This window comes from Amycolatopsis sp. NPDC049691 (assembly GCF_040675005.1).
In the GTDB taxonomy this organism is placed as follows: domain Bacteria; phylum Actinomycetota; class Actinomycetes; order Mycobacteriales; family Pseudonocardiaceae; genus Amycolatopsis.
This window is the reverse complement of sequence record NZ_JBFANX010000013.1, coordinates 252,108-268,219: the sequence shown is the minus strand read 5'-3', so window position 1 is coordinate 268,219 and position 16,112 is coordinate 252,108. Positions and strand designations below refer to the sequence as shown.

Below are 16,112 nucleotides of genomic sequence, written 5' to 3'. Positions count from 1 at the left end.
AGGATGGCGGGGACCGAGAGCGAGGAACAGATGAAGACTGTGGTGCGAGCCGGGCTCGTCGCGATCCTGGCCACGACGCTGGCGGCCCCCGCCCAGGCGGCGACCGTCAAGCAGGTCACGAGCACCTGCCACGCCGGCGAGTTCGGCGGGACGTTCACGCTGCGCTACGAGACGTCCGGGGGCTACCACCGCCCGATCGGCTCGATCACGACGTCGGGGCCCTACATCGGGGATTCGGGCACCCAGACGCTGCGGATCTCCTACACCGACGGGCTGGGCACGCACGCGGTCTACAGCTGGACCGGACCCGCGGCGAACGGTACCCAGAGCCTGCCGTCCGGACTGGCGATCCCGGCCACCGCACGGGGCACGGCGTCGACGAAGTTCGACAACGGCACGACGTCCTGCACGGCGACGGTGCCGATCACCTAGGCGGCACCGGTCGCCGGCGCGGCGGGACGCGAGGACGCGCGACCGGTGCCCTGCCAGGCCCGCGAACCGCGCGCCAGATTTCCGGCGCGACCGATCCCCGCTCACCCCGCCGGTTCGAGGGCGGCCCGGAAGATCGCGCGCGCCGAGGACGCCATCACCTCCGCGGCCCGCTCGCGATCCAGCCCGCCGATGTCCGTCAGCCACACGAGCGACTCGATCCCCGTCGCCGAGCGGATCGCGACCGCCAGGTCGTGCACGTCGACCTCCGGACGGGTCTCGGCGAGCGGCTCCAGCGCCTCCTCGATCCACCGGATCGCCCGGCCGCCGCGCAGCACCGGCTGCCGCGCGCCCGGCTCCAGGGAAAGCCGCAGCTGGGCGCGCAGCTGGGGCTCCCAGCGCACCGTGAACGCGATGAACTCGCGCATCACCAGGTCCAGGCGCGCGGCGGGGTCGGCGGGCGCGCCGGGCGGGAGCAGGCCCGCGTCGGCGTCGATCTCCGGGTACGCCGCCAGCAGCAGCGCTCGCTGGTTGGGGAAGTACCGGTACGCCGTCGTGCGGGAGATCCCCGCCGCCGTCGCCGCGTCCTCGACCGTCGGGGCTTCTCCGCGCGCCAGCAGCTCGTGGGCGGCCTCGACCAGCGCCGCCCGGGTCCGGCCCTTCTGACGGCGCCGTCCCGTGGACTCATATGGCACTTCCATGCCATCATGGTACTCATGTCCCATAAAGGAGGCCGCCATGACCGGTGATCCGGCCGAAACGAACCCCGAGCTCTACCGCGTGGTCCTGGAGAACGACCGGGTGCGGGTCCTCGAATACCGCGACCGGCCCGGCGACCGCACCGCGCCGCACCGGCACCCCGACACCGTGATGGTCACCCTCAGCTCCTTCAGCCGCCGCATCTCCGCCGGCGGCCGCCAGGTGCACGTCGACCTGTCCGCCGGCGAAGCGCGCTGGGTGGCGGCGCAGGAACACGCCGGGGAGAACGTCGGCGACACGCCTTCCCACGCCTTTTTCGTCGAACTCAAGGAGCCCGGGCGCACGGTCGCGACGGGCGCCGCCCTGGGCCCCGGCGAAGCGTGAGCCGGGGCGGTTTCCCCGCCGGAAAACCCTTACCAGGCACGGAATCGCGCGTTTCGCCGCCACTTTCCCGGACAACCGGCGGCGGCCACCTCCGCTGACCCGCCACGGCCCGGCCCGGCCGTCACCGTCGACACTTCGCCGACGCCCCTTTCCTTCCTGTCGACGTATCTCGCCCGCCCCGGCGCGCTCCTGTACGCCTGAGCGCGGACGCGTCCGCGGCGGAGGGGCAGGGATGGTCGGGAACACCACCGGCGGAGTGGACCTCGGAGTGCTGGGACCGTTCGAGGTCCGGATCGGCGGCGCGCCGCGGGACGTCGGCGGTCCGCGGCTGCGGGTCCTGCTGGCCGTGCTGACGGCGGAGGCGGGACGCGTGGTGAGCGTCGCCGCGCTCGGCCGCGCGCTGTGGGGCGAGCGGCCGCCCGACCACGCGGACCGCACCGTCCGGACCTACCTCTCGCGGCTGCGCGGCTCCGTGGACCCGCGCCTGATCCTGACCCGCCCGCCGGGCTACGTGCTGCACGTCGCGCCGGAAGCCCTCGACGCCGCGCGGTTCGAGCGGCTCGCCGCCGAGGGGCGGCGCGCGCTCGCGGCGGGCGAGCCCGGCGTCGCGCGCGAGCACCTGGCCGCCGGTTTGGCGCTGTGGCGGGGAAACGCGTACGAGGAGTTCGACGACGTCGAAACCCTGAAGGCGGAAGGGATGCGGCTGGACCGGGTGCGCCACAACGCCGTCCAGGACCGGATCGACGCCGACCTCGCACTCGGCGAGGACGCCGGGCTGATCGCCGAGCTGGAGGCCCTGACCGCCGCCTACCCCGGTCACGAACGGCTGTGGGCGCAGCTGATGACGGCGCTCTACCGCGCCGGGCGCCAGGGTGACGCCCTGGAAGCGTTCCGCCGGGCGCGGCACGGCTTGATCACCGCGTCCGGGGTGGAGCCGTCCCCGGTGCTGGCGCAGGTGCACCGGCAGGTCCTCGCCCACGACCCCGGCCTGCTCGCGGACCGGGCCGGTGCCGTGGCGACCGTCCCCGACGACGCGCTCGCCGCCGGGGAGCACGCCCTGCTCGAGGACGGCGACCTGCGCACCAGCCGCGAGCACTTCGAGACCGCCTACCGCCGCGCCGAACAGGCCGGCGACACCGACGCGCTCGCCCGCGCGGCACTGGGCCTCGGCGGGGTGTGGGTGCACGAACACCGGACGGCCGCGACGTCGGCGTTGCTGCGCACGCGGCTGCGGTCCGCGCTGGAGCGCCTCGACCCGGCGGCACCTCTGGCCCAGCGGCTGCGGACCAGGCTCGCCGGCGAAGAGGACTACGAGGCCGGGACGTCCGACAAGATCCTGGCCGTCGTCGAACGAACGCGGGCGGGCGGCGACCCGGTCGCGCACGCCGAGGCGCTGAGCATCGCCCACCACTGTCTGCTCGGCCCGGACCACACGGCCGCGCGGCACGCGCTCGCGACCGAGCTGATCGGGGTGAGCACCCGGTCCGGCCGGCGCACCGACCTCGTGATGGGCGTGCTGTGGGACACCGTCGACCTGTTCCTGGCGGGCGACCCGCACGCGCAGCGGATGCTCGGCGAGCTCGACGACCTGCTGGCCGCCCGCAAGCACCTGGCGGCCGGGTTCGTCGCCGACGCCATGAAGGTCATGCTCGCGATCCGGGCCGGCCGGTTCGGCGAGGCCGAACAGGGCGCGCGGGCCTGCGCGGAGCTGGGGCAGGCGGCTGGCGACGTCGACGCACTGGGCTGGTACGGCGCGCAGCTGGTGGCGATCCGGTGGTTCCAGGGCCGGCTCGGGGACCTGGTCCCGGTGCTGGACGGGCTGATGCACTCCCCCACGCTCAGCGCTCGGGACAATTCGTACTACGCGGCGCTGGCCGTGGCGGCGGCTTCGGCGGGCGACCGGCGGACGGCCGCGGGCGCGCTGGCCCGCCTCTGCGGCGACGACCTGGGCGCGCTGCCGAGGTCGAGCACCTACCTCGTTTCCCTGTGCGGCGCGGCGGAAACGGCCTACCTGCTGGGCGACGCCGGGACGGCGGCGCGGGTGGCCGGGCTGCTGCGCCCGTTCGCCCAGCTGCCGGCGATGGCGAGCCTGGCGATCGCGTGCTTCGGGTCGAACCACTACCCGCTGGGCACGGCGGCGCTCACGATGGGCGAGCACGACCGCGCGGTCGCCCACCTGCGGGCGGCCGTCCAGCACAACCTGGCGCTGGCCCACTGGCCGGCGGTGGTGTTTTCGCGGCGCCGCCACGCCGAGGCGCTCGACCGGCGCGGCGGGGTCGGTGACGCGGAGGCGGCCGAGCGGGAACGGGAAGCCGCCGACGAAGAGTCCCGCACCTTCGACGACCAGGCCCGGTGACACTCAGCGCGCCGCGAGCGCCGCCGTCTCCCGGCCCTCCAGGCGGAACAACGGGCCCACCGCCGCGAGGTCCAGTGCGCGCCGCACCACCGGGGACGGCTTCACCACCAGCTCGATCCCCGCCTCCGCGCAGCGGTTGCGCAGCCGCCCCAGTGCCGCCACGCCCGTCACCCCGCAGAACCCGACGCCGAACAGGTCCAGGTCCAGCCGCCGGGGTGCCGAAGCCACCACCCGGTCGAGTTCCGCGTCCAGCCGGGGGCGCGTCGTCATGTCCAGATCACCCGTCACGGTGACCCGCAGCCGGCCCGGACGGGGCTCCGCGGTCGTCACGGTGAGCAGCAGAGCGGCCGGGTCGGTCATCCGGGTTTCTCCTTCCGAGGACACGAATTCGATGATCGACTCGTACCCGATCACCGCTTCCGGCAAACGTCGCGGAAATCGCCGTTTCCGTGGTTATCACCCGGGCGCCCGGGAATGCGGTGGCTTCCGGCCACCGGTTCCGCCCCGGGAACCACCGGCGCCGACGAAAGGCACCCCCGCGTGTTCCGTCACACCAAGCTGCTGCAGTTCGAAGCCAAGCCCGAGAAGCCCGACGCCGTCTACGCCCACAAGCTGCAGGAACTCATCGGCGGCGCGTTCGGCGAAATGACCGTCACGATGCAGTACCTGTTCCAGGGCTGGAACTGCCGCATCGAAGGCAAGTACAAGGACCTCATCATGGACACCGCGACCGAGGAGATCGGGCACGTCGAAATGCTCGCCACCATGGTCGCCCGCCTGCTCGAAGGCGCCCCCGCCACCGCCACGGCGGAAGCCGTGAAGGACCCGGTGATGGCCGCGGTGATCGGCGGCATGGACCCCCAGCAGGCCATCGTCGCCGGCGGCGGCGCCCTGGCCGCCGACAGCAACGGCTACCCCTGGAACGGCAAGTACATCGTCGCCTCCGGCAACCTGCTCGCCGACTTCCGCGCCAACGCCGCCGCCGAAGCCCAAGGCCGCCTGCAGACCGCCCGGCTCTACAACATGACCGACGACCCCGGCGTCAAAGCCATGCTCCAGTTCAACCTCGCCCGCGACACCGTGCACCAGAAGCAGTGGCTGGCCGCCATCGAAGAGCTGAAGGCCGACGGGCTCGAAGAAGACATCGCCCCGGGCGCATTGCTCGACGAAGAGGACCAGACCCACAACCACACGATCTGGCACCTCTCCGACGGCCCCGACGGCGCCAAGGGCACCAGCTGGACCACCGACGCGGGAATCGAGTATCTGATGGACCCCGAGCCCCTCGGCGGCCCCGGCACCGCACCCAAACCCGACCCCGCCCTCTACGGCACCTACGCACCACTGCAGGACGCCAAGGGCACCGTGAAGGGCAAGGCCAAGGCGGTCAAGAACAAGCTGACCTGACCGGGAGCCCGGCGCGTCCCCCGCGCCGCGCCGGGCCCTTCCTTCTCGCGCCCCCGGCTGCCAGGCTCGGCGCCGACGAGAAGGAGCGACGATGCCCGGACTTCTGCTGCGCGACGGCCGCCCGTGGAGAGCCGGCGGTCCGGCCGACCTCCTCCTCCGCGACGGTGTCGTCGCCAAGATCGGCCCCGGGCTCGGCCCCGGCGACGCCGACGTGCTCGACCTCGGCGGCCGGCTGGTCCTGCCGGGCCTGGTCGAAGCCCACTGCCACCTCGACAAGACGCTCTTCGGCGGGCCGTGGCGGCCGCATTCGGCCGGGCCGGCTCGCTCGGTGTGTTCGAGCTGGAGCTGATCATCGAACGGACGCGCGCGGCCGGCCTGGCCGGTCGGGTGACGGTCAGCTACGCGTACGCGCTCGCCCAGGCCGACGCGGGACCGGCTGGCGGCCGGCCCGGCCGAAGCGGGCGCGCCGCCGGCGTGAGCGTGGCGTGCGGCCACGACGACATCCGCGACCTGTGGAGCCCGTTCGGCAGCGGCGACCTACAGCGGCGCCCGCGCCCTGGGGCTCGACGACTACGGACTTCGTGAAGGCGCGCCCGCGGACCTCGTCGTGGTCGACGCCGAAACCCCGGCGCACGCCGTCGTGACGCGGCCGCCGCGCGACCTGGTCGTCAAGGCGGGCCACGTCGTCGCCCGTGCGGCGGCGCTGTCACCGCCAGCCCGGTGAGAACACCGGCCGGACCGGGACTCCGCCGCGGGCCGAGCCCAGGTCCGTCAACGACACGTTCTCCAGGCCGTTGCCCGCGCCGCCGTCGCTGGTCACCGCCAAGGCGAGGGTGTTGCGGCCGTGCGGGTCCAGGAGGCCGGTCGGCAGCGCGAACGTGTGCTGGGGGCCGACGTCCGCGACGTACTGGCCGACGTTCCAGCCGTTGAGGAAGATCAGCACCCGGTAGTGCCCGCCGGAGCGGGGCCGGGCCGGGTCGCCGAGCGTCAGGCCCACCGACGTGTCCTGCCCGGCCGGCACCTTCAGCGAGAACGTCGTGCGGTACCACGTCGTCCCCGGTTCGGCCGTGGCCGACGGCACGGTCGCCGGGGCCCAGCCGCGGTCGGGGAAGCCCGGCAGGGTCCAGCCCGCGAGTTCGCCCGCCAGACCGCCGTTGTTCAGCGGCCCGCGCACCGGGTCGGCCGTGCCGCCCCGCAGCTTCCAGGTCACCGCCGTCAATGACGACGAAATCAGGCCGCGGCCCTCCTTGTGCGCGTCGTTGACGCCGCCGTCCTCGTTGTGGCCGTTGGCGCGCACCATCACCGACAGCACGTGCGGACCGTCCCCGCGCAGTCCTTCGGGGACCGCGAACGTCGCGGTGCCGGTGGTCGGCGGCGACGCCAGCGCCGACGGCAGGACGTGCTCGCCGAGGTACCGCCCGTCCAGCCAGGCCTGCAGCATCCCGGCGCCGCCCCCGCCGTAGCGCAGGCCGACCTGCTCCCCCGGCGAACCCGTGAACCGGCCGCGGTACCAGACGTCGCCGGTGCCGTAGCCGTAGTCGTCCGCGGTCAGTACCGGCTGTCCGACCGGGGGTGGGGTCGTGCTGTTCGTCGCCGTCTTGTCCGCGACGGCCCACGCCGCGTCGTCGTAGCCGGGCGCCGACTCCGGGGAGCCGGGCGCGGACCGCCAGCCGGTCAGCTCCGGCAGCCGCGGGTCGGCGGGCCCCGGCAGCGGCCGGACCGCCAGGAGGCTGCCCGACGCCGTCGGCCGGGTCGGCACCACCGCGCCGTTCCACCGGACGACCGGGCCGCGGGCGCCCCAGACCTCGAGGTCCCTGGTCCCCTTCGTGTCCCCGGTCAGCGACACCCCGGCCCGCGCGGTCCGCACCAGGTCCGGCCCGCGCACGAGCAGGCCGGAGGCCGGCCAGAACGTGTCGGCCGTGGCGTCGTCGGCGAGCAGCAGCGTCACGGCCGGGCGGCCGCCGCCGCCGATCCGGACCCGCGCGAGCCCGTCGTGCCGGTAGGCGAGCTTCAGGTCGTTCCCGGACCAGGTTGTCGTGACGTTCCCGGCGAGGACGTCCACGCGCGGTCGGGTCGCGTACCGCAGCACCGTCTCGCCGTCCTCGCCCGGCCTGCCGTGCAGCAGCACGGTGCCGGCGGTCCGGGCCATCAGTTCCGACGTCGAATAGACCAGGTGCTGACCCGCGAGGTCGAAGTTCGCCACCAGCTGCTTGGCGTCCTGGCCGTCGAGCCGGAGCGGGACGGTGTAGGAACCGTCCGGTGTGGACAGGGGAAAGGTGAAGCTGTCGTCACTGGTGAGGTTCGACGGCGAGTGCATCGGCACGTAGAGGTGGACGCCGGTGTCGGGGTTGACGTTGTGGTAGACCTTCACCGCGGCCGACGACGGCGTCACGGGGTCCGCCCGGTCCATTTTCGCCACATCGGGCACCGTGGCGAGGAAGCAGCCCAGTTCCTTCATCGTCAACGCTTTGGGCCGCAGCTGGCGTCCTTCGTCGATCGCCGCGCCGTAGTCGTAGGACGAATAGACGACGGGGGCGGGCAGCCAGCCCCACGACGTGCCGCCGAAGGTCATGTAGAAGTTCTGCAGCGTCAGGCCGTTCGCCAGGTTCGTGCCGTAGAACACGCGCTCGTACCCCGGCCCCTGCGGGACGGCCGTGCACGGGTAGGTGCCGTTGCTGCCCCAGTAGTCGAACCAGCCGCCGCCGAACTCCGCGACGAACCCGGGCGTGTCCGGCGACGCGCTCGCGCCGCCCCTGGCCCCGCCGGGTCCGTACGTTCCCCAGTCCGGGGCGGCGTTCGGGCCGCCCGGCGTCGCGTCGCTGCGGCAGGTGCCGCCCGGGTAGCCGTCGAAGGCGTAGAGGTCGACCTTGCCCGGCACGGTACCGGGCACCCCGGAGCCTTCGGGCACCCAGATCCCGTTGCGGCCCTTGTCGTTGTGGAAGACCGGGACGGTGATGCCGTCGGCCCGGACTTTGTCGTAGAGGTGCGCGACGTAGTTCTTTTGCGTGGTGCCGGTGGCCGCCAGCTCGTTCTCGATCTGGTAGAGGATCACCGGGCCGCCGTCGGTGTACTGGTGCCGGCCGATGATCCGGTCGATCCGCGTCAGCCATTCGTCCGCCGCGGCGAGGTAGTCCGGCGCGTCGCTGCGGGCCCGCCCGGTTTGGGTGCTCAGCCACGCCGGGAAGCCGCCGCCGGTGACCTCGGCGTTGATGTACGGGCCGGGGCGCGCGATGACGTAGAGCCCGGCCTCGGCGGCGAGGTCGAGCACGCGGTCCATGTCGCGGACGCCGCCGAAGTCGTACACGCCCGGCGCCGGCGAGTGGTAGTTCCAGTCGAAGTAGATCGAGACCGCCGTGTAGCCGGTGGCTTTCAGCTTCTGCAGGACGTCGCGCCAGAGGTCCGGGCTGGGCAGCCGGAACGGGTGGAACTCGCCGGACCAGACGATCTGGCGGCGGCCGTCCAGCATGAGCGAGTACTTGTCGAAGGTGACCTGGTGCTTGGCACGGGCCGGTTCCCCGGCCGACGCGGGCGCGGCGCACAGCCCCACCGTGACGAGCAGAGCGAGGACGAAGGCCGGAAAGCGGCGCATGGAAGACCTTTCGGGCCCGGCTGCGGCCGAGGCTCAGTGGACGTTGCGGCGCGGTGGTACGTGGGCGAAATCGGCCCCACGGCCTGGCGGGGAGGACGTTTCCAGGAGCGTTACCGCCAACAGGAATCGCCCGGTACTTTCGTCGGGTCAGTGGACGGGGTTCCACCCGTCGCTGCCGGCGAGGTAGCGCTGCGCGGTGAACGTCGCGGCCTGCGCGGCGGTCAGCTGCGGCCGGTCGGTTCCGGTGCCCGCGCCGGGCCCGGTGTTGCGGTACTCGAAGAACCGCGCGTCCTTCCACGAGAAGCCGGACATGTCCGTCCACGGCGTGGACTTGATCGCCGCCGGCAACGCGGTCTCGCGGATGACGACCTGGGCGATGGCGTCGACGTCCCCGCCGGGGTGCCACGGCCGGCCCAGGTAGAAGCTCCCGTTCGCCGCCGTGCCGACCACCTTGCTGCCGACGACCAGGAAGCCGTACGGGTTGCTCCGGCGGGTGCTGGCCGCGGTCAGGTAGCCGTTCGGGTTCGAGCCGCGGTCGAGCGCGGTGATCGTCGCCCGGTCGAACACGGCGGTGGCGCGCCCGAACAGGAAGTCCACGTCGCCGCTGATCGCGCAGTTGCGGTAGTACTGGCGGCCGATCGTCCCGGTCGCCGCGGTGTCGGCGTAGAGCGTGTCCTGGTGGCCGAGGAACGTGACGGAGTCGAAGACCATCCGGTCGCCGGTCGTCTTCACCGCGACGGCCTGGGTCGCGGTGATCTCCGGGTGGGCCTTGCGGTCGAACGAGTTGCGGAAGGTCAGTGCGCTCGCGGTGAAGCCGTTCGCGGCGATCGTCGCGGTCGCGCTGCCCGAAGTGCCGTAGGTCGAGCCGTCGGGTTTCTTCGTGCCGCTCGCGTTGTCGTAGTCGACGACGACGTCGGCGGCGTTGCCGGTCGTGCCGCGCAGGGTGATCCCGGTCTTGGCCGCGGGGACGGTGATCACCTCGCGGTAGGTCCCGGGCTTGACCGAGACGGTGCCGCCGGCGGAGACGGCGTCGATCCCGGCCTGGACGCTGGTGTAGTTGCCCGAGCCGTCTTTGGCCACGACGACGTTCGCCGCGGCCGCGCCGGCCGGCGGGGCCAGCGCGGCCCCGGTGAGCACCGAGGCGAGGAACAGGGTCGTGAACATGGCACCTCCACGGGGGGACGCCGGGGGTGCCGGACGGCGGCCGGCACCCCCGGTCGGTTACTGGTAGGTGATGTCGGCCGTGGTGTAGAGGCAGTTCGTCGAATCGGGGCCGCTGCCGATCTTCGTCGGCTCGCCGCTGGTGACGCCCTTGTACTTCTCGCAGGGCACGATCTTGCGGCTCGAGTCCCCGACGATGGTGATCCGGGTCAGCTTCGCGGTGTCGCCGTAGTTGGTGTTGATGCCGACGAGCGTCTTGCCGGGCACGGTGGCGGTGACGTTGTCGACGACGACGTTGCGCTTGTACTGCGTCTTGCAGTTGCCGCAGGAGCGGTACAGCTTGCCGAAGTCGGTGACCTGGAAGTTCCGGATGTACATCGTGCCGGGGCCGTTGTGCTGGAAGACCTTGTCCGACGCCTTGCGCGCGCCGCCGCCGTCGATGGTCATCGTCTGCGACGCCGACGTGCCCTTGAAGGTCGCGGCGTCCTCGCCGACGTCCTCCCACCAGACGTTGAGCAGCGTGCAGGTGCCGAGGCAGTGCACGCCGTCGGCGGCCGGGTTGCCGAGGACGACGTTCTTCAGCGTGGTGCCGTTCGCCAGCTCGAAGAGCGGGCCCTGGTCCTCGTCCTGGCTGCCGGTGCCGAGGTCGCCGGTGCCGTAGAACCGCTTGAGGCCGCCGTCGTACGTACCGCTGGTGACCTTGATCGTGGCGCCGACGGGCACGCTCGTGCTCGGGTTCGGCCAGGACGCGGCGGACGCGGTCGCGCCGGTGCCGGCCGCGGCCGAAACCGCGAGGGCGGCCACGACCGCGACCCGGACCGCCCGGGAGATCGGGGACATGCTCATCACTCCTTGGTTCTTCCCGTTCGGGAAATGGTCCTCATGAGTGCTGAAAGCGCTTTCTCAGTTTCGGGTCCGGCGCTTCCCCGTGTCAACGTCACCGGCCGCAGCGACCGCCGGGTCGCCCGGACGGTCGCGTTCCGGACGGGTTTTCAGAAAACGGGACCGGCGCCGGCCAGTACGCGCGCCGGGACGGCCCACGCCGGGTCGAGGCGGTCCACCAGCGCCGGTGTCCAGCCCACGTCCGGCCCCAGGTCGGGGTCGTTCGCCGCGTTGTACTCCGCGAGCAGGTCCGCCGGGCGCGGCCGGGACGCACCGGAGGAAACCAGTGTCCCGGTCGCGTGGAACACCGTCCCCTTCCAATAGTGGACCAGCGCGCCCAGCGGCACCGACGCCGGGATCCGGAAGAAGTTGTTCTCCGCGTAGATCCGCGATTCGACCCCGACGCCCAGCGAATACGTGTACGCGGCCGCGTCCCGCACCACGTACAGGTTGTCGTAGACGTGCACCTGCCCGTACCGCACCCGCGGCGCGCGCTGCCCGATGTCGGAGAACAGGTTGTGGTGCACCGTCACGCGCAGCTTGCCGACGTCGTAGGCCGGCTTGTCGGTGTTGCCGATCAGCATCGTCTTGTCGTGGTCGTGCAGGCGGTTGTCCGACACCGTCACGTAGTCCGAGCCGTTGACGATGTCCAGCAGTCCGTCGTGGACTTCGTACTTCCGCCCGAAGTACGTGGGCTGCGAATCGTTCCCGCCGTCGCTGAATTCGTTGTGGTCGACCCAGACGTGCGTGGCGCCGACGAGGTCGACGTTGTCGTACTCGGAGTTCCAGTTGCCGTCGGCGCCGTCGAGCGGGTCCCACTGGGGGAAGCAGTCGTGCGCGTCGGAGAACCGCAGGTTCCGCAGGATCACGTTGTCGCCCGTGACGCGCAGGGTCAGCCCGTGCAGGGTGGCGCCGCCGAGGCCGTAGACCGTCGTGTTCGGACCGACGTCGAGCACCACCCGCGCCGCCTGGTTGGCCTGTGACCGCGCCCGTGCCTCCTCCAGCGGCCCCGACGGCTCGACCCTGCCCCAGGTCGCCGGCTCGTAGGCCGCCAGGTACGCGGGCAGGCTGTAGCCGGGGTCGGCGTAGCCGGCGCAGCTCAGCGGCCGGTCGGCGGCGTCTGCGTTGCCCTCGATCGTGCCGCGGACGTAGACGATCTTCGGCGCGCCCGGGTGCGCCGCCAGGGCGGCGGCCAGTTCGGAGCGCTTGGTGACCGTGTGGACGTCGGCGGGTGCGGCGGCCGCTCCCCCGGTCGTCCCGGTGGTCGCCGCGCCCCAGCCGTCGTGCGCGCCGAGCACCCCGCGGCCCGGGTCGTGGCCGCGGGCGTCCGCCGTCCCGGCGGTGAGCGTGAGTCCGAGCAGGGCGAGGCACCCCGCGAAGGCCTTCCAGCGCATGTCGGCTCCTTCTACTCGGCCGCCCGGGCCGCGAGCTCGGCCAGCCGGGCGGGCTCCGGGTCGCCGTCCACGACGACGACGTGGTGGGTCAGCGTCAGTTCCGCGCCCGGTTCGAGCAGCCACGGCCGGTGGTAGGTCGCGGCGAAGCTGACCACCGGGAACGGCTCGGCGCGGACGTACCAGGCGGTCGGGAAGCCGGCGTTGGCCGGGCTGTCGGCGAACAGCAGCGTCGAGGTCCGCAGGCTTTCGTCGTGGCGGCCGGTGAACGCGAGCCACGGCGCGCGGTGGCCCATCGCGTCGTCCGCCGACCGGCCGTCGGGCGTCCGGACCGCGCCGCCGACGAACGAGCGCGGGCCGCGCCAGAACAGCCCGCCGTACCCGGCGGTCTCGCGGCCCTCGGTGACCGGGCTCCCCCAGCGCAGTTCGCGGCCGCTGGTGTTGCGCAGCAGGCTCGACCAGGTGAGGGTCCAGCTGTCCGGGGCGACGTCGCCGAAGCGCAGCGTGCGGTGCTCGGTGAGCCACCGGCGGCCCGCCGCCGTCCGCCAGGCCAGCTCGTGCCGCAGTTCGCAGTGCCCGGCCGCGCACACGATGCTTTCCCAGCGGACGTGGCCGACCGTGCCGTTGTTGTCCAGCGGGGTGTACCCGCGGCCGCGCACGTAGGTCCGCCCGCCCCAGAAGTTCTCGCCTGACAGGTGGGCCATGGTGAACTGCAGGCCGTTGTGCCAGGTGTGGTCGTGCGGCCGGACCGCGGTCACGGTCTCGCCCGCGGTGGTGCGCAGCGGGTGCAGGTACGGTTTCGGCGAGTCCCCGGCCGGGGTCGCCGGTGCCACGACGTACTCGGCCAGTACGAGGTCGCCCAGGCGGACGCGCACCGCGCCGTCGTCGTCTTCGGCCAGCTCCAGGGTCCCGTCGCCCACCGCCGCCCGGCTCACGCCGGTTCCCCGATTTCGCCGAGCAGCTCCTCGACCGCCACCGGCGCGCCGGTGGCCAGGGACCGGTTGGCGGCCAGGCCGGTGAGCAGGGCCCGCAGACCGGACTCGTGGTCGGCGGCGCAGCCCAGCGGGTCCGGCTCGGCGTCGCCGAGCAGCTCGGCGAGCATCCGCTCGTCCCCGCCCCCGTGCCCGTCCCCGAGGACGCCGTCGAACACGACCTCCGGCGGCGCCCAATGCCGCTGCACCGTCAGCCTCGCGCGGCCCGGCTCGGGCGCCGGCTCGGCCCCGGCCGCGAACTCGTTCTCCCGGACGTCCAGCTCCAGCCGTCCTTCGCTGCCGGAGAACGCGACGCGGTAGCCCTCGCGCGGCGAGTAGGCGTGCAGGTGGTAGTTCAGCACCACCCCGCCCTGGAAGCGCACGAGCACGGACACGTCGTCTTCGATGGTGACGCCGGGGGCGAACACGTCCTGGTTCCGGACGTAGCCGTCCTCGTGCCGCGCGTCGAGGTAGAGCGCGCGCAGCTTCGGCGAGGCCGCGAGGTCCAGCGCGAACCGGTCGTCGACGCGGCCGTTTTCGTCGCCGTAGAAGAACAGGCGGCCGAACGCGAACACCGTCTCCGGGCTCCGGCCGAGCCACCAGTCGACCAGGTCGAAGTGGTGCCCGGACTTGTGCACGAGCAGGCCGCCGGAGTTCGCCTTGTCGCGGTGCCAGCGGCGGAAGTAGTCGGCACCGTGCGCGGTGTCGAGCAGCCAGCCGAACTCGGCCGAGCCGACCTCCCCGATCGCCCCCGCCGCGAGCAGCTCGCGCACGCGCCGGTGCACCGGGTTGTACCGGTAGTTGAAGGCCACCCGCACCGAGCCGCCCGTCTCGCGGCGGGCGGCCAGGATGCGCCGCGCGCCGTCGACGTCGGTCGTCATGGGTTTCTCGGTGACGACGTCGCAGCCCGCGTGCAGCGCGGCGACGACGTAGTCCGCGTGCGTGTGGTCGGGCGTGCACACCACGACGACGTCGACACGTTCTTTCGCCAGCATGGCGGGGAAGTCCGCCGGCCGGTACCCGGGCACCGCCGTGCCGAGCCAGCCGTTGTGGACGCGCATGCGGGTTTCGCTGGGGTCGCAGAAGGCCGCGAGCTCGGCGCGGGGTGAGCCCGCCAGTGCCCGGGCGAACAGCTGGGCCCGGGAGCCCAGTCCGACGATCGCGTAGCGCCGCATCACGTCTCCTCTCGGGCGGGGGTCCAGGGCAGGGCGAGTTCGGAGAAGAGCGCGAGCCGCTCGGCCGCGGCGTCGACCGCCCGGTCGACGCCCGGCACGACGAACCGGCGTTCCGGGCCGGCACCGACCGGCCGGGCGTGGGGCAGCCGCCGCGGCTCCGGCGCATCGCGGACGGCCTCGACCAGCGCGGTGAACGCGCGGGTGGCGGCCAGCGGGGCGAGCAGCGGCACGCCGTCGCGGAGGTGGCCGGCGAGGTTCGCCAGCAGATCCTCCGGCGGCCCGACCCGCACCGCCGCACCGCCGATGACGACGACGTCGGTCTTGTAGTGCCACCGGATCCGGCCTTCGGTGCCGTGGATCAGCACGTAGGGTTCGTGGTCGGCTTCGGCGGCGAGCGTCGCGGCGGCGACGACGTCCGGCGCGCCGGCGAAGCACAGGCGGGCGCACGCCGTGTCGTCCGACTCGATGTCACGGGCCCGGTACAGCTCGACGGTGGTCCGCTCGGGCAGCGCCGCGGCCGTGCCGTCGAGCAGCAGCGCGGTCGCGACGGCGTGGGCGAACGGGTTGGTCAGGGCGCCGTCGACGACCGCCCGCCCGTCGAGCCGGCGACGGCCCGCCCACGCGGTGCGCGCGAAGTAGCGGTCACGCCGGATCCACGCGCCCGCGGCGGCGATCCCGGTGACCGTCCCGATCTCTTCCCGGGCCAGCGCGGCCCGGATCAGCGGGACCGCGGGCGAGCCGAAGCTCTGGAACCCGACCTGGCAGGCCCGGCCGCGGGCCCGCTCGGTCAGCTCGTCGAACGCCGCCAGGTCGAGCACCGGCGGCTTCTCCACGAGCACGTGGCAGCCCGCCGTGAGCGCCAGGCGGGCCAGGGGCAGGTGGGTGTGCGGCGGGGTAGCGATCACGGCGATGTCCGCCGGCACGCGCGCCAGCAGCTCGGCCGGGTCGTGGGTGAACACCGGCACCAGCTCGGCGGCCCCGTCCGGCGGTTCGCGGACGTCGCACGCGCCGGCCAGGACGATTTCGCCGCGGTCGTGCAGGGCGCGGGCCCGGCGCAGGTGCGTGCGCGCGTAGCCGGCGGTGCCGAAGAGGACGACCCTGGGGGTCATCGGCGGCCGCCGGTCGCCACCGCGGCCAGCGCCAGCGGCCCGGCCACCACCAGGGCCAGGATCGGCAGCATCCACACGAGCACCACCGCCAGGCCGGCCGCCCCGGCCAGGAGCAGGGCGTTCCCCGGGGCCGCCGCGGTCTCGCGGGCGGCGGTCGCCACCGCGCGGCGCCAGGACGGCTCCCCGGCCGCCACGACCCCGCAGGTCCGCACCGCGACGACGGCGGCCACCGCGGCCAGCAGCCACAACGCCGGTCCGAGCACGCCCGCACCCGGCATCGAACCGGCGACCTCGAGGTCGACCGCGAACACCACCACCGCGGCGAGACACCCGAGCGCGAACAGCGACCCGCCCCGCGCGGTCTCCCGGAAGCCGGCCCAGAACGTCGTCCACAAAGGACGACCGCTGCCGTCGCGCGCCCGGTCGACGGCCCGGCAGCCGGCCGCGAACGCCGCCGCCGCGGTCACCACCGGCACCGAGGCGAGGGCGACGAGCAGACCGGTCAACAGGCAGTCCGAGAAGTCCGCCAGCCCGGTTCGCCACTGGGTCCTCCGCATCG

Annotated in this window: 17 protein-coding genes; 7 read left to right on the top strand and 10 right to left on the bottom strand. The window is 73.6% G+C overall.

The genetic code is table 11. The annotated features are described in order from the left end of the window. Nucleotides 1–30: 30 nt before the first annotated feature. Nucleotides 31–432, top strand: coding sequence for a hypothetical protein (locus AB0J40_RS28570; RefSeq protein WP_364458465.1), 402 nt, complete (start codon nucleotides 31–33; stop codon nucleotides 430–432). A gap of 101 nt (nucleotides 433–533) precedes the next feature. Here the strand turns inward: AB0J40_RS28570 and AB0J40_RS28565 are convergent, their stop codons facing one another. Beyond that, a complete protein-coding gene (locus AB0J40_RS28565; protein ID WP_364458462.1) occupies nucleotides 534–1,130 on the bottom strand; it encodes a helix-turn-helix domain-containing protein in 597 nt (198 codons plus the stop codon). Nucleotides 1,131–1,167: 37 nt separating this feature from the next. Between AB0J40_RS28565 and AB0J40_RS28560 the strand changes: the two genes are divergently transcribed. Together AB0J40_RS28560 and AB0J40_RS28555 are read left to right on the top strand one after the other, a co-directional pair. Then, nucleotides 1,168–1,512, top strand: coding sequence for a cytoplasmic protein (locus AB0J40_RS28560; protein WP_364458460.1), 345 nt, complete (start codon nucleotides 1,168–1,170; stop codon nucleotides 1,510–1,512). Nucleotides 1,513–1,744: 232 nt separating this feature from the next. Beyond that, entirely contained in the window at nucleotides 1,745–3,868 is a 2,124-nt protein-coding gene (locus tag AB0J40_RS28555) for an AfsR/SARP family transcriptional regulator (protein ID WP_364458457.1), read from the top strand. 3 nt (nucleotides 3,869–3,871) lie between these two features. Here the strand turns inward: AB0J40_RS28555 and AB0J40_RS28550 are convergent, their stop codons facing one another. Then, on the bottom strand, nucleotides 3,872–4,228 hold the full coding sequence (locus AB0J40_RS28550) for an STAS domain-containing protein (protein WP_364458454.1): 357 nt from the start codon (nucleotides 4,226–4,228) through the stop codon (nucleotides 3,872–3,874). Nucleotides 4,229–4,408: 180 nt separating this feature from the next. Here AB0J40_RS28550 and AB0J40_RS28545 point away from each other — a divergent pair, with 180 nt between their 5' ends. The 4 genes from AB0J40_RS28545 (at nucleotide 4,409) to AB0J40_RS28530 (ending at nucleotide 5,999) form a co-directional block, all read left to right on the top strand. After that, on the top strand, nucleotides 4,409–5,275 hold the full coding sequence (locus AB0J40_RS28545) for a manganese catalase family protein (RefSeq protein ID WP_364458451.1): 867 nt from the start codon (nucleotides 4,409–4,411) through the stop codon (nucleotides 5,273–5,275). Between the two features lie 91 nt (nucleotides 5,276–5,366). After that, entirely contained in the window at nucleotides 5,367–5,624 is a 258-nt protein-coding gene (locus AB0J40_RS28540) for a hypothetical protein (RefSeq protein ID WP_364458448.1), read from the top strand. Continuing rightward, nucleotides 5,570–5,860 carry a hypothetical protein gene (locus tag AB0J40_RS28535; protein ID WP_364458445.1) on the top strand — a complete coding sequence of 97 codons (291 nt, stop codon included), beginning with the start codon at nucleotides 5,570–5,572 and terminating at the stop codon, nucleotides 5,858–5,860. The genes AB0J40_RS28540 and AB0J40_RS28535 overlap by 55 nt, the downstream gene beginning before the upstream one ends. Continuing rightward, on the top strand, nucleotides 5,832–5,999 hold the full coding sequence (locus AB0J40_RS28530; protein ID WP_364458530.1) for a hypothetical protein: 168 nt from the start codon (nucleotides 5,832–5,834) through the stop codon (nucleotides 5,997–5,999). The genes AB0J40_RS28535 and AB0J40_RS28530 overlap by 29 nt, the downstream gene beginning before the upstream one ends. Here the strand turns inward: AB0J40_RS28530 and AB0J40_RS28525 are convergent. From AB0J40_RS28525 to AB0J40_RS28490, 8 genes are all read right to left on the bottom strand, one after another. After that, nucleotides 5,982–8,864 (bottom strand): beta-galactosidase, encoded by a 2,883-nt coding sequence (locus AB0J40_RS28525; RefSeq protein ID WP_364458442.1) that lies wholly within the window; start codon nucleotides 8,862–8,864, stop codon nucleotides 5,982–5,984. The two genes, AB0J40_RS28530 and AB0J40_RS28525, sit on opposite strands and share 18 nt — an antisense overlap. A 147-nt stretch (nucleotides 8,865–9,011) precedes the next feature. After that, complete coding sequence (locus AB0J40_RS28520; protein ID WP_364458439.1) at nucleotides 9,012–10,028, bottom strand: pectinesterase family protein; 1,017 nt, start codon at nucleotides 10,026–10,028, stop codon at nucleotides 9,012–9,014. A 57-nt stretch (nucleotides 10,029–10,085) separates the two neighbouring features. Continuing rightward, entirely contained in the window at nucleotides 10,086–10,856 is a 771-nt protein-coding gene (locus AB0J40_RS28515; protein WP_364458527.1) for a pectate lyase, read from the bottom strand. A gap of 161 nt (nucleotides 10,857–11,017) precedes the next feature. After that, nucleotides 11,018–12,301 (bottom strand): pectate lyase, encoded by a 1,284-nt coding sequence (locus tag AB0J40_RS28510; protein ID WP_364458436.1) that lies wholly within the window; start codon nucleotides 12,299–12,301, stop codon nucleotides 11,018–11,020. An 11-nt stretch (nucleotides 12,302–12,312) separates the two neighbouring features. Next, nucleotides 12,313–13,233 (bottom strand): PmoA family protein, encoded by a 921-nt coding sequence (locus AB0J40_RS28505; protein WP_364458433.1) that lies wholly within the window; start codon nucleotides 13,231–13,233, stop codon nucleotides 12,313–12,315. Continuing rightward, on the bottom strand, nucleotides 13,230–14,444 hold the full coding sequence (locus AB0J40_RS28500; RefSeq protein WP_364458430.1) for a Gfo/Idh/MocA family oxidoreductase: 1,215 nt from the start codon (nucleotides 14,442–14,444) through the stop codon (nucleotides 13,230–13,232). The genes AB0J40_RS28505 and AB0J40_RS28500 overlap by 4 nt, the downstream gene beginning before the upstream one ends. Further along, a complete protein-coding gene (locus AB0J40_RS28495) occupies nucleotides 14,444–15,553 on the bottom strand; it encodes a Gfo/Idh/MocA family oxidoreductase (RefSeq protein ID WP_364458428.1) in 1,110 nt (369 codons plus the stop codon). Before AB0J40_RS28495 ends, AB0J40_RS28500 begins: the two co-directional genes overlap by 1 nt. Next, nucleotides 15,550–16,110 (bottom strand): hypothetical protein, encoded by a 561-nt coding sequence (locus tag AB0J40_RS28490; protein WP_364458425.1) that lies wholly within the window; start codon nucleotides 16,108–16,110, stop codon nucleotides 15,550–15,552. Before AB0J40_RS28490 ends, AB0J40_RS28495 begins: the two co-directional genes overlap by 4 nt. Nucleotides 16,111–16,112: the final 2 nt, after the last annotated feature.

Coding starts and splice junctions, on each gene's coding strand:
- AB0J40_RS28560 (WP_364458460.1), top strand. CDS start 1,168: ATGACCGGTGATCCGGCCGAAACGAACCCCGAGCTCTACCGCGTGGTC.
- AB0J40_RS28495 (WP_364458428.1), bottom strand. CDS start 15,553: ATGACCCCCAGGGTCGTCCTCTTCGGCACCGCCGGCTACGCGCGCACG.
- AB0J40_RS28500 (WP_364458430.1), bottom strand. CDS start 14,444: ATGCGGCGCTACGCGATCGTCGGACTGGGCTCCCGGGCCCAGCTGTTC.
- AB0J40_RS28520 (WP_364458439.1), bottom strand. CDS start 10,028: ATGTTCACGACCCTGTTCCTCGCCTCGGTGCTCACCGGGGCCGCGCTG.
- AB0J40_RS28490 (WP_364458425.1), bottom strand. CDS start 16,110: ATGCGGAGGACCCAGTGGCGAACCGGGCTGGCGGACTTCTCGGACTGC.
- AB0J40_RS28525 (WP_364458442.1), bottom strand. CDS start 8,864: ATGCGCCGCTTTCCGGCCTTCGTCCTCGCTCTGCTCGTCACGGTGGGG.
- AB0J40_RS28510 (WP_364458436.1), bottom strand. CDS start 12,301: ATGCGCTGGAAGGCCTTCGCGGGGTGCCTCGCCCTGCTCGGACTCACG.
- AB0J40_RS28570 (WP_364458465.1), top strand. CDS start 31: ATGAAGACTGTGGTGCGAGCCGGGCTCGTCGCGATCCTGGCCACGACG.
- AB0J40_RS28540 (WP_364458448.1), top strand. CDS start 5,367: ATGCCCGGACTTCTGCTGCGCGACGGCCGCCCGTGGAGAGCCGGCGGT.
- AB0J40_RS28565 (WP_364458462.1), bottom strand. CDS start 1,130: ATGGAAGTGCCATATGAGTCCACGGGACGGCGCCGTCAGAAGGGCCGG.
- AB0J40_RS28550 (WP_364458454.1), bottom strand. CDS start 4,228: ATGACCGACCCGGCCGCTCTGCTGCTCACCGTGACGACCGCGGAGCCC.
- AB0J40_RS28555 (WP_364458457.1), top strand. CDS start 1,745: ATGGTCGGGAACACCACCGGCGGAGTGGACCTCGGAGTGCTGGGACCG.